Source organism: Rhizobium sp. KNZ14-9A, from assembly GCF_056755015.1.
Genome location: NZ_JBPGXB010000004.1, coordinates 1,840,825 through 1,860,619, shown reverse-complemented (window position 1 = coordinate 1,860,619; position 19,795 = coordinate 1,840,825). Strand labels below are relative to the sequence as shown.

The following is a 19,795-nucleotide window of genomic DNA, read 5'->3' as shown; positions in this document are numbered from 1 at the left end:
TCCTGATGGTCGCTGCTGACTCAGGATACCGATCTCACCTCATCGGCTTTAATGGCCACTGACCGCCATCTCCAATCCACGCCGCTTCATGATGCACTGTCGCCGTGCTCGCCTCGTATTGTCCCTCATTTGAATGGATGACTAAGACTTGCGCACGAACGATCGCTTTTCCACGATTGCACAGCTGACCAATTGTCGACAGATCGCGTTCGCCGGTTGTTTATGACAGTTCTATGACAGAGTATGTGCCCCGCTGATTTGCAAGGGGAACATGGAATATGAAAGAGAAGAAGCGGCTCTACGAGGCTCTCGTGGACGGCGCAATGGATGGACTTGTGGGCGATGCGCTTTATGATTTTGTCCGCAAGCGCTGTCCGAAAGCCTCAAGCAAGAAGATCGTTCGCGCCTCGCTGCTGGCGCTCAGCGACCCGCATCTAAAGGACCGCAATATCCTCGATGTCATCTATACGCTGGCGATCAAGCACCGGCTGGATGACACCACCGTCGAGGACGAGCATGACGAGGAGGTCGAGGAACAGAAAAGTCTCTCAGACGCGGCCATCAAGGACCAATCGCTTTCCTGATTGCGAGGATGAGAAAGGCCCTGGATCTGGGGCACTGGCCTCGTTAGGCGGCGCTATCCGAGAGCTCTTCGAGGATCGGGCAGTCCGGACGGTCATTGCCGTGGCAGGCATGAACGAGATGTTCGAGCGTATGTCGCAACTCCGTCAGCTCGCGGATCTTCCGATCGATTTCCGAAAGCTTCGCCTCGGCGATCCCCTTGACGTCGGCGCTTGCCCGGCTCTTGTCCTCGTAGAGCGCCAGCAACTGACGGCACTCCTCGACTGAAAAGCCGAGGCCGCGCGAACGCTGCAGAAAGCGCAGCTTGTGTACGTCCGAGGCCGCATAGTCGCGGTAGCCGTTTCCGCCCCGGTCAGGACGGATCAGGCCGATATCCTCATAATAGCGGATGGTCTTTGAAGGCAGGCCGGACCGTTCCGAGGCTTCGCCGATATTCATCGCTTGGTTCCTTTACAGCTTTTCGACCCTCAGTCTCAGCGCATTGCCAATGACGGAGACAGAGGAGAGGCTCATGGCGGCCGCTGCAATCATCGGCGAGAGCAACAGGCCGAAGATCGGGTAGAGTACACCGGCTGCCACGGGGATGCCGAGAGCATTGTAGCCGAAGGCGAAGCCGAGGTTCTGGCGGATGTTGCGCATCGTCGCCTCAGCCAGCCGTCTTGCGCGGACGATCCCGTTGAGATCGCCCTTCACCAATGTAATGCCTGCGCTTTCCATCGCAACATCTGCACCCGTGCCCATGGCGATGCCGACATCGGCGGCTGCCAGCGCCGGTGCATCATTGACCCCATCACCAGCCATGGCAATGACGGCGCCCTTTGCCCTCAGTTCATCGACGAGCGCCTTCTTGTCCTCGGGCAGAACATCGGCGCGGACGTCGTCGATCCCGAGGCTTTTCGCCACGGCACGGGCCGTGCGCTCGTTGTCGCCGGTCGCCATGATGATCTTCAGGCCGCTGTCGTGCAGCGCCTTGATGGCAGCCGCCGTCGTTGGTTTGATGCGGTCGGCGACGGCGACGAGGCCGGCCAAAGTACCGTCGATGACGACGAACATGACGGTCTTGCCTTCGCCGCGGAGCACCTCGGTCTGGTCCAGGAGCGCTGCCGGATCGGTGCCGAGATCGGCGAGTAGGGCGGCATTGCCGAGGGCGACGGACGCGCTGCCGACCGTGCCCTTTACGCCCTTACCGGTCTGTGCCTCGAAACCTGTGACCTCGTGAAAGGTGAGGCCGCGTTCTTCGGCCCCTGAGACGATGGCTTCTGCAAGCGGATGTTCAGAGCCACGTTCGAGGCTCGCGGCAAGCGCCAGCAGATGTTTTTCATCAATGCTGCCCAAAGCCACAACGTCCGTCAGCTTGGGCTTACCTTCGGTCAGCGTGCCGGTCTTGTCGACGATCAATGTATCGACCTTGGAAAAACGCTCCAGCGCTTCCGCATCCTTGATCAGGACGCCTTCCTGCGCACCGCGTCCGGTGGCGATCATGATCGACATCGGCGTTGCGAGGCCGAGTGCGCATGGGCAGGCGATGATCAGGACGGCGACGGCGGCGAGCAGCCCATTGGCCAGCCGCGGCTCCGGCCCGACAAAGGACCAGACGAGGAAGGCTGCGATGGCAGCGGCAACGACGGCCGGAACGAAGATCGCCGAAACACGGTCGACGGCGCCCTGAATCGGCGCGCGCGAACGCTGCGCCTTGGCCACCATATCGACGATACGTGAGAGAGTGGTATCGGCACCGACCTTTTCGGCGATCATGATCAATGCGCCGTTCTTGTTCATCGTGCCGCCGGTCAGTGCGTCGCCTTTGGCCTTTTCAACCGGAAGCGGTTCACCCGTGATCATCGATTCATCCAGCGTCGACTGCCCTTCGGTGACGGAGCCATCGACCGGTACGCGTTCGCCGGGGCGCACGCGCAGCCGGTCGCCGGTCTGGATCTCATCGACAGGCACGTCGCGCTCGCTGCCGTCGGCATCGATGCGGCGCGCAGTCTTTGGCGCAAGATCGAGCAGGGCGCGAATTGCAGAGCCGGTGCGTTCACGGGCTTTCAATTCCAGCACCTGCCCGACGAAGACGAGCGCCACGATGACGGCAGCCGCCTCGAAATAAACGGGGACGGAGCCGCTATGACCGCGGAATCTGTGCGGGAAGAGGTCCGGCGCCAAGGTCGCGACGACGCTGTAGAGATAGGCCGTACCGACGCCGAGGCCGATCAGCGTCCACATGTTGGGGCTGCGATTGACGAGCGATGCCCATGCCCTGCGGAAGAAGGGAAGTGCTGCCCAGAGGACGACGGGTGTCGCCAGCAACAGTTCGACATAGCTCGCCAGCGGCTCGCCGAGCGCTTCACGCGGCCAGGACAGGCCAAGCATTGGGCCCATGGTAAGGATCAAGAGCGGAATTGAAAGAACAGCGCTGACCCACAGGCGCCGGATAAAATCCACGAGTTCCGGGTTCGGGCCTTCGTCTTCAGGCGGAATGCCCATCGGTTCCAGCGCCATGCCGCATTTCGGGCAGTCGCCGGGATGGTCGCTGACAACTTCGGGATGCATCGGGCAGGTGTAGAGCGTGCCCTTCGGCATGGCGACTGCCGTTGGCTTTTTGCCATGGCGATAGGTTTCGGGATCGGCCTCGAACTTCGCCTTGCAGCCCGCCGAGCAGAAATAGAATTTTTCGCCCTCGTGCTTGAGGAAGTGTTTCGCGTTCGAGCGATTGACGGTCATGCCGCAAACCGGGTCCTTGGCGGTCAGATAATCCGGCGGTGCCGCCTCGAATTTCTTGCGGCAGCCGTCGCTGCAGAAGTGATAGGTGTGACCTTCATAATCGAGGGAGGGTTTTCCAGCGTTCGGATCGACCGTCATGCCGCAGACGGCATCGCGCACCACCACTTCAGCCTTTTCGTCGTGGCCGCAACCACATTGCGCACCGTCGGCATGGTGATGGTCGTGGCCATGCCCATGATGATCGTGGTCGTGGTGATGATCGTGCTTGTTATCCATAAACTGCGCCTTTCATGCCTTTCTGGCATCCGGACAGCTTTATGAACCTTCCAGCAACTGGAAGGTCAACGTCTTTTTTCGTCCGTGCAGATTTTTTCGCGATTGCCGTCAGGCCGGCACGATCAGAGCCGCCGGCTGGTCTCCAAGTAGCGTGGCAAGCGAGATCTTGTTTCCCGGCTCCAGCATCTTGCCGGTCAACAGATCGGCCTTGAGACCGTGCATGGGCGAGGGCACTGATATTGCCGTATCCTCCCAGAATTCCGGTCCGGCAAAGAGCACGCCGGGATCGAGCCAGCCGAACATCAGTCGCGGCACGACTGTGATGGCGAAGTTCTCCTGATGCAGACGGGCAAAGGCGACGACATGGTCACTCCTGGTCCCGTTGACGGCAACCGGCAGGTAATCGCCTTCCGCAAAAAGCCGGGCGCGCTCCATCCGGAGCCCCAGGCCGATCTGGATGATGCGCTGTTTCAATGCCGCGGCCTGCAGCCGCGCGAGCGCACCCCCTTCGGCAAGCCAGCCGCTCAATGTCTCGAAATCCGGCCCGCGCCTGTTATCGGGATCGACGAAACTGAGATCGAAACCTTCTGCCCCCTGGTAGATGTCGGGAATGCCCGGCGCCGTCAGCTTGATCAGCGTCTGCGACAGGCTGTTGACGTAGCCAGCTTCGATGAAGGGCTGCAGGACGCGAGCGAAATCCTCGATGAATGCGTCGTTGTCGGTTGAGAGGAGCGCGGCCGTATAGCTGCGCACCGCCTCTTCATAATCCCTGTTCGGCGCCGTCCAGTCGGTGCGCAGCTTGGCTTCGCGAATGGCTTTTTCCGCATAAGCGCTGAAGCGGTCGCGTAGCGCATCGGCATGATGGCGGTCGAAATCCTCGGGCCAGGCGCCTACAAGCGCCTGGTAGAGCATCCATTCCAGATTGGGCTCGGGTGCTGCGCCATCCGTAAGCTCGGTGCGGTGGCTTTCATTCAGTCGTCGCCAGTGTTCGACGGCGTCGGCAAAGACGCCGGCGCCTTCGCTCACAGCATAAAGCCGCGCCCGCGCATCCTCGCCGCGCTTTGTGTCATGCGTCGATGTTGCCGAAAGACCGGAGGGCTGAGAGCGTGCGCGCGCTTGCATGAATTGGTGAAACGCGTCGACGCCTTCTGGCACGTGATCCGGCTCGCCGCCGACCTCGTTTACCGCCAGCAGCCGGTTGTAGCGATAGAAGAGTGTGTCCTCCATTGCCTTGGCCATGACGGGGCCGGAGAGCTGCTGGAAACGGAGGCGGAATTCGCGAGCCGCCTCGTTGTCGATCGTGCCTTCAAGGATGGCCGCGATGCTCTGCAGCGGCTGCGCATAGTCTAGATGTCCGGCGGCCGCCATCTCGGCTTTTTTCAGGAGATCGCCATCCCGTGTATCGAGCGGGCCATCGGTCCCATAAGTGCGGTAGACGGAAAAGGTGATCAGAAGCTCTGAGATCGCCCCAGTGATTTCCTCCTTAGACAGTTCGGGAAAGAGGCTTGCTGCAATGCGTGCGATGCGGGCCGTCTCGCCGGCGAAATTCTGTTCGACCATCAGCCGCTTGGCCGTCCGCCGCCCGGCTTCAAAATCGCTATGGCCATCCGCCAGTCGGCGATAGGCTTCATCGAGCTTCTGCAGACCATTGCCGTCCACGAAAAGCCCGCTCAAGGCTGTAATGAACTCGTAGCCGGTCGTTCCCTGCACCGGCCAGTCGGCGGGCAATTCCTCACCTGCGGCGAGGATCTTTTCGACGACGATATAGGTGTCCGCGCCGACCGCTTCCCGCAGGCGGTCGAGATAGGCACTCGGTTCCGCCAGCCCGTCGATATGGTCGATGCGCAGGCCCTGCACCTCGCCCTGACGCACGAGATCGATAACCAGCCGGTGGCTCTCTTCGAAGACCCTGATATCCTCGACCCGCAGGCCGACCAGCCCCGTCACTTCGAAAAACCGTCGATAGCTCAGATGCTCCGAGGCCTCCTGCCAGCGCTGAAGCTGCCAGTGCTGTCTCCCGTGCAGCCGTGTCATAAAGGCATGGTCTTTCGAAAGCGCTGCAAGCTTTCCACTCAGGCTTTTGAGATCGCCGGCCTCGAAGATCACATCGCGCAGGCCACGATGCAGGTCACCGCCATCGACAGAGGCCGTCAGTTCCGCCATCCCGGCGAGAACCGGATCATCCAGTTCCGCTAAGAGCAGAGGGTAGCTTTCCATGCTCAGCGGAAAGAGGCTGTCATAATAGCTGATCGCCAGATTGCCGTGCGCCACGTCGATGGTGATCGTCAGTTCGCCGGCAGCAACGCTTTCATCGAAGCTCTTGCCGAGCTGGGGCAGGGTCAGCCGCTCGCTCCAGTCTATGTCAAAATAGCCTGCGAACGGGCTATGCTTGCCGAACTCCAGGACGCTCCGCCACCAGGCATTCTCAAGTGAGGCGGCCATATGGTTCGGCACGATGTCCAGGAGCAGGCCCATGCCTGCTTCTGACAGCGTCGCCGTCAGGCGATCGAAGGCCGCCCTTCCTCCAAGGGCCGGATCGATCTCGTTGGCGTCAGTCACGTCGTAACCATGCGTCGATCCCTTGGTGGCCGTGAAGACCGGCGAGGCGTAGAGGTGGCTGATGCCGAGCGACTTCAGATAGGGTACGAGCCCGCATGCGTGATCGAATGTCATGCCGTTGCGGAACTGGACCCGGTAGGTCGCGGAGGGGAGCGTCATGGGTCATTTTTGCCCTTTGGAGGAGACATCTTCCAACGGTTGTGAAGCGCTTTTGTTCCCGTCCCTTAAGGGCAGGTTCGTGATGGTAGTGAATTCGAAACCATGAGGAATGGACGTCTGAATCGTATCCGCACCGTGACCGTTCCAATCTCCAGCGCGTACTTCTGGACCGCTTACTCACCATAAAATCTTGCCCCGACGTTCAACGTTATATATGTTGTGTTCAACACAGGGAGAATTTCATGGCTGCCCGATCACCTTCTGCCGCGGAAACGGAAGCAAAGATCGCATTGAATCGCAACAAACTTGTGCTCGAGCAAGCGAAGGCCATTGGTCTTCTTGGCGCGGCGAAGAATACGAGACTGTCCGGGCGCGTCCCCTCAGAGTTGATCGAGGCGGCCAAGAAGCGTGCCCATGTTACCTCCGACACCGAGTTGCTGGAATTGGCGCTTTCCCGCCTTGCTCTTGAAGATGACTTTGGCGTGCGTCTGGTGGACCGAAAAGGCATCATCCCGGCGGATATCGATCTTGAGATTTGATCTTTCCGAAAGCCTTCGCGCGTTAAAACCCGAAAAGCACATGGGAACGCTCGAACGCAGACCCGACGAAACTCTCGCATGGGCTGCTGACGAACCGCCAATCGGCGGGCCTCTGTTCCTGGACACCAGCGTTTATCTGGACGTGCTTCAGGGGCGCTCGCCGACGGAGGTCGATACGCTGCTGACCTATCGCCTCTGCCACCATTCCGCAGTGTGCCTTTCTGAGCTGACCCATGCCTTCGGTCGGCTGAACCCAAAACATCCCACTACAAAAGCGGCTCTGGCAGCGATCGCTGCGACGGTTGAAGACATTCCGGTCCACCGGCTTCATGCCCCGGATGCGCCCATCTGGGGACAGGCAGGCATGTTGGCGGGGCTCCTCTTTCGCCTGAGCAATCTGCCCAAAGGCGAGGGACATGAGCGCCGCTTCGTCAATGACGCCCTCATTTTCCTGCAGGCGCGGCAGCTGGGTGCGAGCGTATTGACCGGCAACGTGCGGGATTTCGACTTCCTGTCGCAGCTTGTACCGAGTGCTCGCGTCATCCTCTATCGAGTGCCTCTGTAGCCGCGCTTATCAGGAACGCTGGGCTTCTACTGATGGGCCATCGTCCGGGAGCCAAGGTCAAGTTTCGTGCTCTGCCAACAGAACGCTTCAATCTGGCCAGGTAAGGCTCTAGTCGACGAAGACGCCGACGCTTGCTGCCCGACCCATGGAATCGATAACCGTCAGCTTCGAATAACCGCCGCCATCAGGCATCCAGCTTTGCGTGCGCCGGCGGGAAAGATCGGGCAGCGGCTTGCCGTTGGCAAGCCAGCGGAAAGGCGCGCGGCCGCCTTGCAATTTTAGCATCAGCGGCGAAAGATCGCCCGCCTTTGCCCCAAGATCGACATGAGCGCCCTCCGGCGGATAGATGATCTGGGGTGACGGCTCGCGGCCGGACGTGACCAGCAGCCCATTGGGATTGACGGCAAAACGGCGCTGGCTGATCGGCAGGTCGGTCTGGGCTATGCGCACAGCGCCTGCCGGCGGACGCGGCAGCGGCGTGGTGGCGATGCCGGATTTCGCAAGCGCCTCAAAGAGGATGGGTGCGGCCGTACCGTAACCCGTCAAACCAGGTACGGCGCTGTTATCAGGCCGTCCGACCCACACACCAAGCACATAGCGTCCGTCATAACCGACCGACCAGGCATCGCGGTAGCCGTAGCTCGTGCCGGTCTTGTAGGCGATGCCGCGCTGCGGCGCGCCGGCCGGCGGTATGACGCCCGAGAGGATGTCGGCGACATTCCAGATCGCGACCGGCTCCAGCAAGGGCTCGCCATCGATCTTGCCCGGCGCATTCGTCACGCCGTCGCCGATCCTGACCGGCTGGCCGCGATTGGCAAGCGCTGTATAAAGCTGCACGAGATCCTTCAGCGTGATGCCGACGCCGCCAAGGCCAATCGCCAGACCCGGCGTCTCGTTTGGCGGCAAAACGGGGCGCACTTCGGCGCGGCGGAAACGCACCATAAGGCGAGACGGGCCGACCGCATCGAGCAGCTTGACGGCCGGCACGTTGAGGGAGAGCTGCAGGGCCTCGCGCACAGTCACGTCGCCCTGGTAACTCATGTCGAAATTGCGCGGCCGGTAGCCGAAGAAATCGGCCGGCCGATCTTCGATGATCGTTTCCTGGCTGACCAGTCCCTGCTCAAAGGCAAGGCCATAGATGAAGGGTTTGAGCGTTGAGCCGGGCGATCGGTTGATACGCGTCATGTCGATCCAGCCGGAGCGGCTGGCATCGAAATAATCAGCTGAGCCCACCTCGCCGACGATCTCGCCGGTCTCGGCGTCCGCCATCACCATGGCGAGCGACAGTTTTGGTCCGAGCTTCATCGTCGCGGCGCGCGCGACGGATTCGAGACCCGTCTGGACCTGCTTCTTCAGCGTCGTCTGGTATCGGATCGCTTTCGGGTCCTTGCGCAGGGCGGCTTCCGCGACATGGGCGGCAAGGGCTGGAAGCTGCAGCCTGCGGGCGGGAATGGCGACACCCTCGGCGCGCTCGGCCTCGCCATCGCCGACCACCTCGGCCACCGCGATACGGTCGAGCACCCGCTTGCGCGCCGCTTCCGCTGCCTTCAGGTTCCGGTCCGGACGGCGCTTTTCGGGCAATTGCGGCAGCGCGACGAGCAGCGCGACTTCGGCCACCGTCAGCCGCTTCGGCTCCTTGCCGAAATAGGCAAGGCTTGCGGCCCGCACGCCTTCCAGATTGCCGCCATAGGGCGCATGGGTGAGATAGAGATCGAGGATCTCATTCTTCGAAAGCCGCCGCTCGATCTGCACGGCGCGCATGATCTGCAGGAGCTTTGCCGAAAACGACCGGCTTTCGCGCGGCTCGATCAGCCTTGCGACCTGCATGGAGAGCGTCGAGGCGCCGGACACGATGCGGCCGTTGCTGACGAATTGCACTGCCGCGCGCCCGAGCGCCCAGACATCGATGCCGGAATGCTCGTAGAAACGCTGATCCTCGTAGGCGACCAGCATGCGAACGAACTGCGGATCGACGTCGGAAACGTCGGTTTTCAGCCGCCAGCGCCCCTCCGGCGTGGCAAAGGCGCGCAGCAATTGCCCGTCGGAATCTAGCACTTCGGGCGAGACGGCTTCGGCCCGCTCCAGCGGCGGGGGAAAGGCGCGGTCGGCGGCATCGAGCGCAAAAAGACCTGCGCCGGCAGTGATGATGCCGGCCGCTGTCCCGATCGCAAACTTGTGCCACCGCCTCATTGTTGTGCCGCAACGACCTCCATCTTGCCGGTCGCCGTCCGCGCAGACATATCGGGACGGTACATGTCCTCGACTGTCGCTGCCGGATGATCGTAGACGCCAGGTGTTACGGCGCGCACGACATAGGCGACGTTGAAGTCACGCGCTGAACTTTCGTCGCGGTTGAAGGCGGCGACGAAGCGGTCGTAGCGGAATTCCGTATGGGCGGCGGACATCTCCCCAACCCAGTCGAAATTCGTCATCTGGGCGCTGTCGACAAGGTTCGGATTGTCGATCTCGAAGCCGGCCGGCAGGAGATCGGTGATGACAATACGCGAGGCCCAGTCGTTCTGCTCGGTCACATGCAGCACCACGACGTAACGCTCGTTCTGCTGCGCCTCGCTGACATTCGCCTCCTCGCCGTCGAGCGTGTAATAGGTCCGCTCGATGGTAAAGCCGTTGCCGCCGGCCGGCAGCGGCTTTACGGGGGCGGCGACCGTAGTGACGACAGCCGAGACCGTGTCGCTTGTGGCACTCGTCAATGTCAGCGGATGGTCGATCAGCGCATTGCCGGTCATCTTCGCCATATAGGCGCCGGTCCGCTCAGCGCCGTTGACGTTGACCTTCAGATCGTCGTCGCCGTTCTGCAGGGCACGCGCCGCCAGAAGCATCCAGGCCTGTTCCTGGGTGCTTGTATATTTGCTGCGATCCCATTCCCGCGCGACCGCCTTGGCGAGTTCGGGAATGACGGGCGGAACCGGCCGGCTTTCGGCGGCAAGCGCCAGGATCGCCGCGCCGTCGCGCAGCACCGAGCCATAGTCGGTGCGCGAGAAATTCACGCGGGTCACCATCGACTGTTTCGACATTTGCAGCGCATCGACGAAAATGTTCTTCGAGCGCGTTGCATCACCGTAGAGCGCCAGTGCTGCAGCGATATGGGCCTTGGCAAGCGGCGTCGGGAAGTCGTTGATCATCGTGTCGGCATAGTAGCGCAGGTCGCTGACAGCGGCCTTCTTGTTGCGGGCAAGCACATAGAGGGCGTAGGCGATCTCATCACCCTTGCCCTTCACGTCCGTCGTATAGGAGAGCGAGTTCTGCAGGTTTTCCAGCGCCTGCACCAGAGCGCGATCCGGCACGTCGTACTTCTGCTCGCGCGCCCGTGTCAGGAAATCCGTGACATAGGAGTCGAGCCAGAGATCGCCGGAATCCGGTCCCCACAGACCAAAGCTTCCCGCATAGGCCTGGTAGGACAGCACGCGGTAGATCGCATCCTGCACGCGCTTGTGGATGTCGTCATCGGTTTGTTTCATGCCGGCCTGCTTGGCGACCTCGGCCAGATAGAGCAGCGGCATGGCGCGGCTCGTCGTCTGTTCGGCGCAGCCGAACGGATAGCGGTCGAGGGTCATCAGGAGAGCAGGAATGTCGAAAGCAGCCGAGCGGGTAACGTTGACGCTGATCGAGGCACCCGGAAGCACGCTGTCGGCCAAGAGGTTCTTGTCGATGGTCAGGCTCTTGCCGGGTGCAAGCGCAATGACGCGCCGTTCGGTCACCGGCAGCGAGGACGGTCGTACCGGCACATCGACCACCTGGTCGAGCGAAAGCCCCTGATCATTCGACAGGTTGATGCCGAGGCTGCCATCGCCCGGCTCGCCGCCGACAAGCGTCAGCGTCAGATCGGATTTGGCGCCGGCCTCAAGTTTCAGCGTCTGTTCCGCAGGCCCGTCGATGCTGAGCGCGCTGTTGCCGGTGAGCGTCAGCTTGTAGTCGCCGGTCGGCGCATCGGTATTGGCAATGTCGAGCCGCAGATTGGCCTTGTCCCCGGGTGCCAGGAATTTCGGCAGGCTTGCGGTGACGACGACAGGATCGCGGATGATGACGTCTTTGGCGCTGTGACCAACGCCGGTTTTCGTCCAGGCGAGCGCCATCACTCGGGCGGTCCCGTTGAATTGCGGAATGTCGAAGCTGACTTTCGCCTTGCCTTCGGCATCGAGCTTTACTGGACCGGAGAAGAAGGCAACAAGCTTCTGCGTCGGCGGGCTTGCCTGCAGCGCGATTGCGCCGCCATCGCCGCCTGTGCGCAGCTTGCCGGTCGCGCCCAGCGAACCGTCGATCAGGCGGCCGTAAAGGTCGCGGATTTCGAGGCCGAGCTGGCGCTGGCCGAAATACCAGTCCTCAGGGTTCGGCGGCTCGTAGCGGGTCAGGTTCAGGATGCCCACATCGACGGCGGCAACCGTAATATAGGCCTCCTCATTCGCGCCGGCGCCGGTAACCTGCAGGCCGATATCAAGCGGTCCGCGCGGCAGCATCTTTTCCGGCGTATCGATCTTGACCTGTAGTGCACGCTCAGCGGGATCGACCTTCAGCCATTTGATGCCGATCGAGCGGGCCGGCATATGGGTGTCGAGCGAATTGCCCGGCCGGAAGAGCGTGGCAGTCACATAGGCGCCGGCGCCCCAGTCGGCAGTGACGGGAATATCGACCTCGCCGCCGGTTTCGCCCATGGTGGCGTTCTCAACGGCAATCAGGTTTTCCGTGCCGGCCGTGATCATCAACTCGCCGCCATAACGCGACGTGACCTTCAGCTTGGCCGTCTCGCCGACATGATAGCTGTCCTTGTCGAGAGCGATTTCGAGACCATCGGGCGTTTCCGTCGAAGTCGAGGCGACGAACCAGCCGGCATCGAACTCGACGCTGGAGGTCGGACCGTCGGCGTCAGGGCTTTCGACCTCGAGCCGGTAACGGCCCCAGTTGACCGGTGCCTGGATCTTGCCGCCATTTTCAGCCGTCGCATCCACCGAGCCGGAGGCGACCTCTTCAGGTGTATAGGTTGGTTCATATTTCCAGGCTGTGCCTTCGCGATACCATTGATAGTCGCGGCGCAGCTTGTAAAATTTCCAGCGCAGGCCCTTCATCTCCTGCTTCTGGCCCTGGGTATCGAGGCCGATCACCGTGAAATTCGGCAGCGCATTCTCCGGCAGATCGCCGTCGAATTCCGGCTTGATGCCGATTGCGGTCGCGTCGGTCTTGACCGGGATCTCCAGCGAGCGCTCGATGGCTCGGCCGCCCGGCTCCTGCATGCGCAGATAGACGGTGGCATTCAAGAGCTGGGTCGTGGCCGGCAGTTCGCCGATCGTCAGATCCGTCGAGGCTTCGCCATTCTCGTCGAGTGCCGGCAGGCCGTCGATCGGCTGGCGCGAATCCTCGCTCGCCTCTTCGTCGGCAAGGCCGAACTGGTAGCCGGGATAGGCGGCATTCTCGCGCGTCGGCTTGACGACGACGTCGCCCTCAATCGTCAGGCCCGCCGCTGGCGCGCCATAGAGATATTTGCCGGAAATATTGATCGTCGCGGCCGTATCCGTGCCGATCTCCTTGGCGGCGGTCTTGATCTCCATATCGGTCCGGTCAGGCACGAAATCGTCGACGAGGAAGGTCTTGGTGGCGATCGCCGAGCCCTTCGGGTCGGTATAGACGTTCATCGTCCAGGTGCCGCGCATGGCGTTTTCCTGCGTTTGCAGGTCCACCACATAGCCACCGAGATTGCTCGTCTGGCTGACGATGCGCCGGTCTTCCACGCCATCCGGCCGTGAGAAGATGAAGGTCAGCGGCAGGTTCTCGATCGCGTTGCCGTCCGTATCGCGGGCAAGGGCTGCGGCATGGACGATTTCCCCGGCGCGGTAGATGCCGCGCTCGGTGAAGGGCAGCACGTCGATGGCGCCCGGCGCGGCGCGTCCGGTCACGCCACGGTCGGAAAGATCGAAGCCGGCGCGCGTCATGTCGAGAAAGACATAGTCGGACGTGCCGTTTTTGGCGCTGATGACGGCAGGCGTCAGTGCTGCGGTGCCGCGCATCAGACCGGCCGTGAAGGTGGCGCGGCCGTTCTGATCGGTCGTGGCAGTGCCGAGCACTTCATTGTTCTTGGCAAGAAGCTGCAATTCGACGCCGGCCATCGGTTTGGCAGACGCAAGCGAGCGGGCAAAGACGTTCAGCCCGTCAGTGCCGGCATAGGTGGTGATGCCGATATCGGAGACGAGGAACCATTGTGTGGCCTGCGAATCCCAGTCCTGCGCGGGGCCGGTCGGTGGGGTTGCGACCATCACATAGATGCCGGGCTTGCGCTCGGGCAGCGCCTCGTCGACCGGGAAGCTGGTGACGACATCCTTGTTGAGTTCGTTCGCGATCTCGATCGATCCCTGCCAGACGAGCTCGCCGCTCTGGTCCTGGATATTCTGGGCGCTGTAGCCGTCGAGCTGCGTCAGGAACTGCGAGCCGGTCAGGAGCGGTGCTATGCCGCGATCGCCGATACGGTAAAGCTTCAGATTGGCAGAGGCCATGTTGACGGAGACAATCGGGATGCCACGGCGCGCCGTCGACGGCAGCACGAAGCTGTCGCCGGTGAACCGCACCATCTGGCTGCGGTCCTTGATATAGACGTCGATCGTGACCGGCGCTTCCAGAACCTCGTCGACCGAGGAGGGCAGGCCGGTGCGGAAGCCGATCTTGTAGGTCTCGCCATGGGTGAGGCCCTCGACACAGATCTGCTTGTCCTTGGCCTCCAGCGCCTTGGGCGCAGCGCCGTTCAGCGTCACGAAGGGCGCATAGTCGACCGTCTTGACCAGCGCCTCGGAGAAGGTGACGCAGGCGCGCGGTGTGGCGCTATCGGCATCGACCGTATGTTCGGTGATGCGGAAGCCCTGCGTCTCTTTGAGCTGCAGGTAGTCCGCCTGCACATCCTTGGCGCTGACGAGCGCAAGGCTTGCCTTGTAGCTATTCAGCGCATCGCGATAGTTGGCATTCCTTTCCAGGGCCTTGGCAAGCACGGCCAGCGCATCGGCGCGCTTGTTGGTGGTGCGCGTCAGCTGGTAGCCGTTCAGCGCGTCGATAACCGCCTGACCGAAGATGCCGCTGTCAGGCGCGCCGAGCGAGGTGGCCGCACGCGCCGTCTCGATCCAGAGGTCGCCATCATCAGGGGTGATCGAGAGGGCACCATGGAAGGCCTTCAGCGCATCGGAAAGATTGCCCCCGGTGAGATCCAGGCGTGCACCAGCCGTCAGGCTGTCGACGCCCTGGCCCTGCTGGTCGTCGGCAAGCGCCAGATCGTTGCGGAAATTGCGAGCCTGCTGGACAAGATCGTCCGAGAGGAAGGGTAGGCGGGGAGCAGCGCCGATATCCGGCTCTTTCGGGACGCTCGCAGCCGTCGTTTCGACGATCCTGCCGGCAATCGCGCCGGGGGCGGCATTCATCGTCTTGAAGTCGGATTTCAGGAAGCACCACTTCACCTTGGGATTATAGGTGAAGGCCTTGCAACTCTTGTCGCCGATGCAGGCCGCCTTGCACTGATCGAGCGAGAGATTCTGCTCGGTGCGCAGGTCGAAGCCGAAATAATCGGCGTCCTTGACGGTGACGATGTCGCGCTTGGCGTCGGCAGCAAAAGCCGACGGGCCTGCAAAAATCATAGATGCGACGATGACGGAAAAAGCGAAGAACGAGCGCACAGACATTGGTTCCCCCCGGATGCTGGCTCTGAGCCGGGCGGCACTGTCCTCACTCTCCAGAGAATTGTCAACTCGCCTTGCCGCCTGTTCCGGTTTCGCACATTCGCTTTCGTGTAATCGTCACATCGGTGTGAGTGAACAGCTTGTGATTTGCGGCTTTTTCGTCGATCGGCGAGGATTGCGCCATGTAGTTCCGGAGGTAGCCCCCATGCCCATATCCACATCAGGCAAGTTACTTGCCGCGCTTTTCGCAGCCGCTGCCCTTTCGCTCGGCCTAGGTTCTGTCGCCACCAAAGCGGCGGAAGATGCCGTCGTCATTCCAGCCCCTGCCATCGACGAGGCGGGTAAGTCCGGCACCGAGACCGCCGTCTTCGCCGGCGGCTGTTTCTGGGGTATCCAGGGCGTCTTCCAGCATGTGAAGGGCGTCAAAAGCGCTATTTCCGGCTATGCTGGCGGTGAAGCCGCAACCGCCCAGTACGAAACGGTCAGCACCGGCACGACGGGTCATGCCGAATCCGTCAAGGTGACCTTCGATCCGAAGCAGGTCAGCTACGGAAAGCTCCTGCAGGTCTTCTTCTCGGTCGCGCACAACCCGACCCAGCTCAATTTCCAGGGACCGGACGAAGGCACACAATATCGCTCGGCACTTTTCATCTCCGACCAGGAACAGCGCAAGGTCGCGAAAGCCTATATCGCCCAGCTCGACAAGGCGCATGTCTTCAAACAGCCGATCGTCACCAAGGTCACCGACTATACCGGCTTTTACCCGGCCGAGCAGTATCACCAGGATTTCCTGACGCTCAACCCGACCTACCCCTATATCGTCTATAACGACCTGCCGAAGATCGAAAACCTGAAAGAGATCTTCCCGGCCGACTACAGCAAGGATCCGGTTCTGGTGCTGAAGGCCAAGGGCTGAGAAGCCTGCAAAATCAGAATTTGGAAGGCGGCCAGAGAGGCCGCCTTTTACGATCTACATAGCTTTTTAGGAATTTATCAATATTAACAAAAGTTTAATTGAGAAATACTGCGTTTCATGCCGGAACATATCGTCACATCGCCCGTTTAACCTGCGAGCCTCGTCGAAGCAGTCTGTCTTCAACGAAGCGGAGTCTCCTAAAGTAAACCCTAAAGGGGATCTGTCATGGCCACGAATGTCATGCGTAGCTGGCAACGGGAACATCTCATGGAACAGCGAGTGCTGATTGTCGAAGACGAACTCTTGATCGCCCTCGATCTCGAAATGACGATCGAGAACATGGGCGTGCATGTCGCAGGCCTGGCATCGGATCGCGAGGGGGCCTTCAGGCTCGCGCCGCTCGCAGACATCGCCTTTGTCGATGTCAATCTCTCAGATGGCGCGACCGGCCCGGAGATCGGCCGGCAGCTCGCAGAAGACCACGGCATTTCCGTCGTCTTCATGACTGCCAATCCGGAAGTGGTTGCAGACGGCGTGCGCGGTGCGCTCGGCGTGGTTCAAAAACCTGTCATGCCAAGGGTGGTCGAACAGCTCCTCAGATATGTCGCCGCACGCCGCGCCGGGATGCTGGCGGTTGTGCCACCGCAAATGATGGTGTTTGCATAGCGCCCATGGAGGTCCTGGAGAAGCCTTGGATTCCATATCCAGCAAATGATCTTGCGTCCCCTTGGTGGCACTGAACAAATCCCGTTCAAGCCGGACCATTCGACCAACGAACTGAGCGACCGAAAGCTCCGCCTCCCAACCTCCTCAGTTGCCAAGCGAGCCTACCATTCCGGGCATTTTGACAGCGAGGTTCTTTGATTGGTGGGGTCTTTACATCCATTGCTGTAGAGCTGGAGGGCTTCGGACCGTTCACGAGGATCTGGCTTTAGCCTATCCATTATTTGTTGACCTAAAACTATGCGGGCCTGCTTGCTTCATCTCAAGAGAGAATGCATGTAACGTTTCTATATCTCATTCTTTAGGTCGCTGCATGAGTGAAAAGCCTACCCGCCACTACACATTTGAGGACATTGTAATCAATATAGGTGCGGCAATAATTATCCTCGCTCTCGGGCTGCGGATCGGAAGTAGCGCTGAAGTATGGTCGGTGATGACATTATCATTCGTCTGCATTGCCGTTATCGGCGCGTGTCTGATAATCGCCGGTATTGTTGATAAACGCCAAGGATCGAAAGACCAAATGCGGTCTAAATTTTCACGAGACAATGACGTTGTTTCGCCGCAGCCGGACTAAAATGTCTGCCAATCGTTCTCTTGACGAGCACGCGTGATCCTTCATTATCGGAAGAATCTGGTGATACACACAAATTGTGCCAACGAGGTCGAATGCTGACGAACATCGAGTAGGCTTCGTCGCCGAATACTGGCGACGCTGAGGAGACCTTTGTTCGCTTCAAAATGGATCGATGGACCCACCAGATCTGCAGTAAGCCAATCTCGATCAGCCGATTATGCAAGAAGGATCAAGTGTTCTCTATGGTAGCGAGCGACGAGCCGATTGCCACGCCCTCACGCCTGAAACCCGTCCTCGTCATCCTGTGGCTGCTGCTGATTTCGGCTCCGATTCTGGAAAGCGATAGCTATCGCTATGCGGCGCTATTGCTGATCGGGATAACCTTTGCCTATTTCAGGCCGAATTTATGGCTGCTGAGGAATGACTGGGTGGCCAATGCCTGCCTTGCCTGGGGCGTATATGCTTTGGTTCGCTTCTGCTATGGCGCGCTCGTCAATCATGAAATGGGTGCGTCGGACTGGCTCTACGCTTTTCCGCTGTTTTTCCCGGCGGTTGGCATCGCGCTTTATTCTAGCCGGAAACATGTCGAAACGGTCTTTGCGATCTATTTCCCGATAGCCCTTGCCGCCCTGCTGATCTCCACCGACTACCGGCTGATCCTGGAAGGCGACGCACGTATTTCGCCGCTCTTCCATAACAACCTGATCCATGGCGCGATTGGCTGCGGCTTCCTGATGATCGGCGCTTTCTACTGGCTGTTGCACGCCTGGGAAACCGGCAAGCTCGCGCGCCGTTCCGGCAGCTGGGTTATTGCCGTCGCAACACTCATCATCGCACTCTGCCTTTTCAATATTTTTGGCTCCAAGGCGAAAGGCGTCTGGCTGAGCCTCGTCCTCGTCGGGCCGCTCATGCTGGCCTCGCTCCTGCTTTACGCAAATAGACGCCGGGCCGCCTTGGTAGGGGCTGTTGTCGCCGCTCTCATCGCAGCAGCGCTTTTTGTCGGCGGCGATGATATCTGGAGGTTTGCCGGCCCGACCTATGAGGCAACCGCACGGATCGAGACCGAAATCTCCGCGCATGGCGCATGGGATGCTGTCGCTGCCGCGATCGCGTCAAAAGATACACCGATTGCTATGAGCGAGCGCCTGCAGTTGTGGGCGAATTCCTGGGAAGTCTTTTCCCAAGCTCCTGTCTTTGGTGCCGGCAACCACTGGCTGACGCTCTGGAACTCGACCACCTATGCCAGCGTGCCCTATACGCTGCTCCATAACGGCTATTTCGAGATGCTTGTCCGTCATGGGCTGTTCGGCATTATTGTTTTCGCCATATTGGCAACGGGCATGTACAGCCGCGTTTTAGCTGCGTGGAGAGCCAAGCTGATCAGCCTCAGCGCGCTACTCGCCTATAGCATGGTGACGCTGTTCTTCCTTGGAACGATCCTGTCCAACTCCAACAACCGGCTGGCAATCGGCGAATCGTTCTTCTTCGTGTTCTCCGCCGTCGCGTTTGCCTGCGGGATCATGTTGAAGAAGGGGAAGGTCACTACATAGTTCGAGCACACGAAATCGCCCGAACTGATAGTTGTTCCAGTCGCGTGGATTTCGCGACATATTTTCCTTAAAAAAATGCCCTGGGCCGGTTGAAGCTACGGAACGTAGGTGTTGGCGCGGGCCCTATGATCAGATCCAGGGGCGTCCGCAGGAGCTATGCTACCTAATTGCTAGGCTCCCCAGCAGTCCCGGACGATATTGAAAGCGCGAATGAGAGTCCTTCATTTCTTCAGGACGTATTGGCCGGATACGTTCGGCGGCGTTGAACGAACTATCCATGCGATTGCGAAGGCAAGCAAAAGTACGGTGTTGAGAGCGATGTTCTGTCACTGAGCCAGGCACCGGAGGCGCACACAAAGCTATTTGACGGCCACATGGCCTACAAGGCCAAGCTTGATTTTGGCGGGTAGCGAATTCAGCGAGCCAATTTCTGGACGGTTTGCTGGGAGAAGAGCGGCGCAACACGGGTTGGATGCGGGCGGAGGCGGCCGGCGATCCCGGTCCATGGCGGCAACAGGCTATTCTGGGCCGTGGTCATTGGGATGGGGATGCCTTGCGCGATATCGTGCGTAATACGCGCTTGAGACATTGGCCGATGCTGACGCGGTGCTGGTGATCGACGAGACTTTCTCAAGCAGGGCAAGGCATCCTGTGGTGTCGGCCGACAATATACAGGATCGGCGGGCAAATCACCAATTGCCAGATCGGTGTGTTCGCATCGTATGTCTCCCGCCATGGTCATGCCTTCATCGAGCGGGCGCTCTATGCCGAAGGTCTGGGCGGATGATCGGGAGCGTATGGCCAGCGCCCATGTGCCGGATAATGTCGGCTTTCTGACCAAGCCGGCACTGGCGCTTGCCATGGTCGAGCGAACGACCTCCTTCGGAATGCGCTGATTGCGACCGACAGTCACTATTAAGTCCAATTCTAATGTGCTAACCGCGAGCCGAGCAATCGAGCCCGA

At 60.5% G+C, this 19,795-nt stretch carries 11 protein-coding genes and 2 pseudogenes; 8 read left to right on the top strand and 5 right to left on the bottom strand.

Annotated features, from left to right (window positions below):
• The first annotated feature begins 278 nt into the window (after positions 1-278).
• Positions 279-584, top strand: coding sequence for a hypothetical protein (locus tag ACR9ZQ_RS38860; RefSeq protein WP_481430548.1), 306 nt, complete (start codon positions 279-281; stop codon positions 582-584).
• Between the two features lie 43 nt (positions 585-627).
• Here the strand turns inward: ACR9ZQ_RS38860 and cueR are convergent, their stop codons facing one another.
• The 3 genes from cueR to treY all read right to left on the bottom strand — a co-directional run bounded on the left by cueR (position 628) and on the right by treY (position 6,297).
• Positions 628-1,020, bottom strand: coding sequence for a Cu(I)-responsive transcriptional regulator (gene cueR / locus ACR9ZQ_RS38855; RefSeq protein ID WP_007812037.1), 393 nt, complete (start codon positions 1,018-1,020; stop codon positions 628-630).
• 12 nt (positions 1,021-1,032) lie between these two features.
• Complete coding sequence (locus tag ACR9ZQ_RS38850) at positions 1,033-3,579, bottom strand: heavy metal translocating P-type ATPase (RefSeq protein ID WP_481430547.1); 2,547 nt, start codon at positions 3,577-3,579, stop codon at positions 1,033-1,035.
• A 108-nt stretch (positions 3,580-3,687) separates the two neighbouring features.
• Positions 3,688-6,297, bottom strand: coding sequence for a malto-oligosyltrehalose synthase (gene treY / locus ACR9ZQ_RS38845; protein WP_481430546.1), 2,610 nt, complete (start codon positions 6,295-6,297; stop codon positions 3,688-3,690).
• Positions 6,298-6,539: 242 nt separating this feature from the next.
• Here treY and ACR9ZQ_RS38840 point away from each other — a divergent pair, with 242 nt between their 5' ends.
• Positions 6,540-6,836 (top strand): hypothetical protein, encoded by a 297-nt coding sequence (locus ACR9ZQ_RS38840; protein WP_481430545.1) that lies wholly within the window; start codon positions 6,540-6,542, stop codon positions 6,834-6,836.
• Positions 6,826-7,401, top strand: a complete 576-nt coding sequence (locus ACR9ZQ_RS38835) for a type II toxin-antitoxin system VapC family toxin (protein ID WP_481430544.1) — start codon at positions 6,826-6,828, stop codon at positions 7,399-7,401. The genes ACR9ZQ_RS38840 and ACR9ZQ_RS38835 overlap by 11 nt, the downstream gene beginning before the upstream one ends.
• Before the next feature lie 108 nt (positions 7,402-7,509).
• On the opposite strand, the gene pbpC is transcribed toward ACR9ZQ_RS38835, so the two are convergent.
• Together pbpC and ACR9ZQ_RS38825 are read right to left on the bottom strand one after the other, a co-directional pair.
• Entirely contained in the window at positions 7,510-9,591 is a 2,082-nt protein-coding gene (pbpC, locus tag ACR9ZQ_RS38830; protein ID WP_481430543.1) for a penicillin-binding protein 1C, read from the bottom strand.
• Complete coding sequence (locus ACR9ZQ_RS38825) at positions 9,588-15,068, bottom strand: alpha-2-macroglobulin family protein (protein ID WP_481430542.1); 5,481 nt, start codon at positions 15,066-15,068, stop codon at positions 9,588-9,590. Before ACR9ZQ_RS38825 ends, pbpC begins: the two co-directional genes overlap by 4 nt.
• 202 nt (positions 15,069-15,270) lie before the next feature.
• Between ACR9ZQ_RS38825 and msrA the strand changes: the two genes are divergently transcribed.
• From msrA to ACR9ZQ_RS38800, 5 genes and pseudogenes are all read left to right on the top strand, one after another.
• The gene (gene msrA / locus ACR9ZQ_RS38820) at positions 15,271-15,981 is read left to right on the top strand and encodes a peptide-methionine (S)-S-oxide reductase MsrA (RefSeq protein ID WP_481430541.1); all 711 of its coding nucleotides are present in this window, start codon (positions 15,271-15,273) and stop codon (positions 15,979-15,981) included.
• Between the two features lie 225 nt (positions 15,982-16,206).
• Positions 16,207-16,647 carry a response regulator gene (locus ACR9ZQ_RS38815; RefSeq protein ID WP_481430540.1) on the top strand — a complete coding sequence of 147 codons (441 nt, stop codon included), beginning with the start codon at positions 16,207-16,209 and terminating at the stop codon, positions 16,645-16,647.
• A gap of 876 nt (positions 16,648-17,523) precedes the next feature.
• Positions 17,524-18,831, top strand: a complete 1,308-nt coding sequence (locus ACR9ZQ_RS38810) for an O-antigen ligase family protein (protein WP_481430997.1) — start codon at positions 17,524-17,526, stop codon at positions 18,829-18,831.
• A gap of 210 nt (positions 18,832-19,041) precedes the next feature.
• A pseudogene (locus tag ACR9ZQ_RS38805) lies at positions 19,042-19,229 on the top strand (glycosyl transferase family 1); the annotation flags it as partial.
• Between the two features lie 273 nt (positions 19,230-19,502).
• Positions 19,503-19,727, top strand: a pseudogene (locus tag ACR9ZQ_RS38800) (hypothetical protein); the annotation flags it as partial.
• Positions 19,728-19,795 lie beyond the last annotated feature (68 nt).

Coding starts and splice junctions, on each gene's coding strand:
- ACR9ZQ_RS38860 (WP_481430548.1), top strand. CDS start 279: ATGAAAGAGAAGAAGCGGCTCTACGAGGCTCTCGTGGACGGCGCAATG.
- cueR (WP_007812037.1), bottom strand. CDS start 1,020: ATGAATATCGGCGAAGCCTCGGAACGGTCCGGCCTGCCTTCAAAGACC.
- ACR9ZQ_RS38850 (WP_481430547.1), bottom strand. CDS start 3,579: ATGGATAACAAGCACGATCATCACCACGACCACGATCATCATGGGCAT.
- treY (WP_481430546.1), bottom strand. CDS start 6,297: ATGACGCTCCCCTCCGCGACCTACCGGGTCCAGTTCCGCAACGGCATG.
- ACR9ZQ_RS38840 (WP_481430545.1), top strand. CDS start 6,540: ATGGCTGCCCGATCACCTTCTGCCGCGGAAACGGAAGCAAAGATCGCA.
- pbpC (WP_481430543.1), bottom strand. CDS start 9,591: ATGAGGCGGTGGCACAAGTTTGCGATCGGGACAGCGGCCGGCATCATC.
- ACR9ZQ_RS38825 (WP_481430542.1), bottom strand. CDS start 15,068: ATGTCTGTGCGCTCGTTCTTCGCTTTTTCCGTCATCGTCGCATCTATG.
- msrA (WP_481430541.1), top strand. CDS start 15,271: ATGCCCATATCCACATCAGGCAAGTTACTTGCCGCGCTTTTCGCAGCC.
- ACR9ZQ_RS38815 (WP_481430540.1), top strand. CDS start 16,207: ATGGCCACGAATGTCATGCGTAGCTGGCAACGGGAACATCTCATGGAA.
- ACR9ZQ_RS38810 (WP_481430997.1), top strand. CDS start 17,524: ATGGTAGCGAGCGACGAGCCGATTGCCACGCCCTCACGCCTGAAACCC.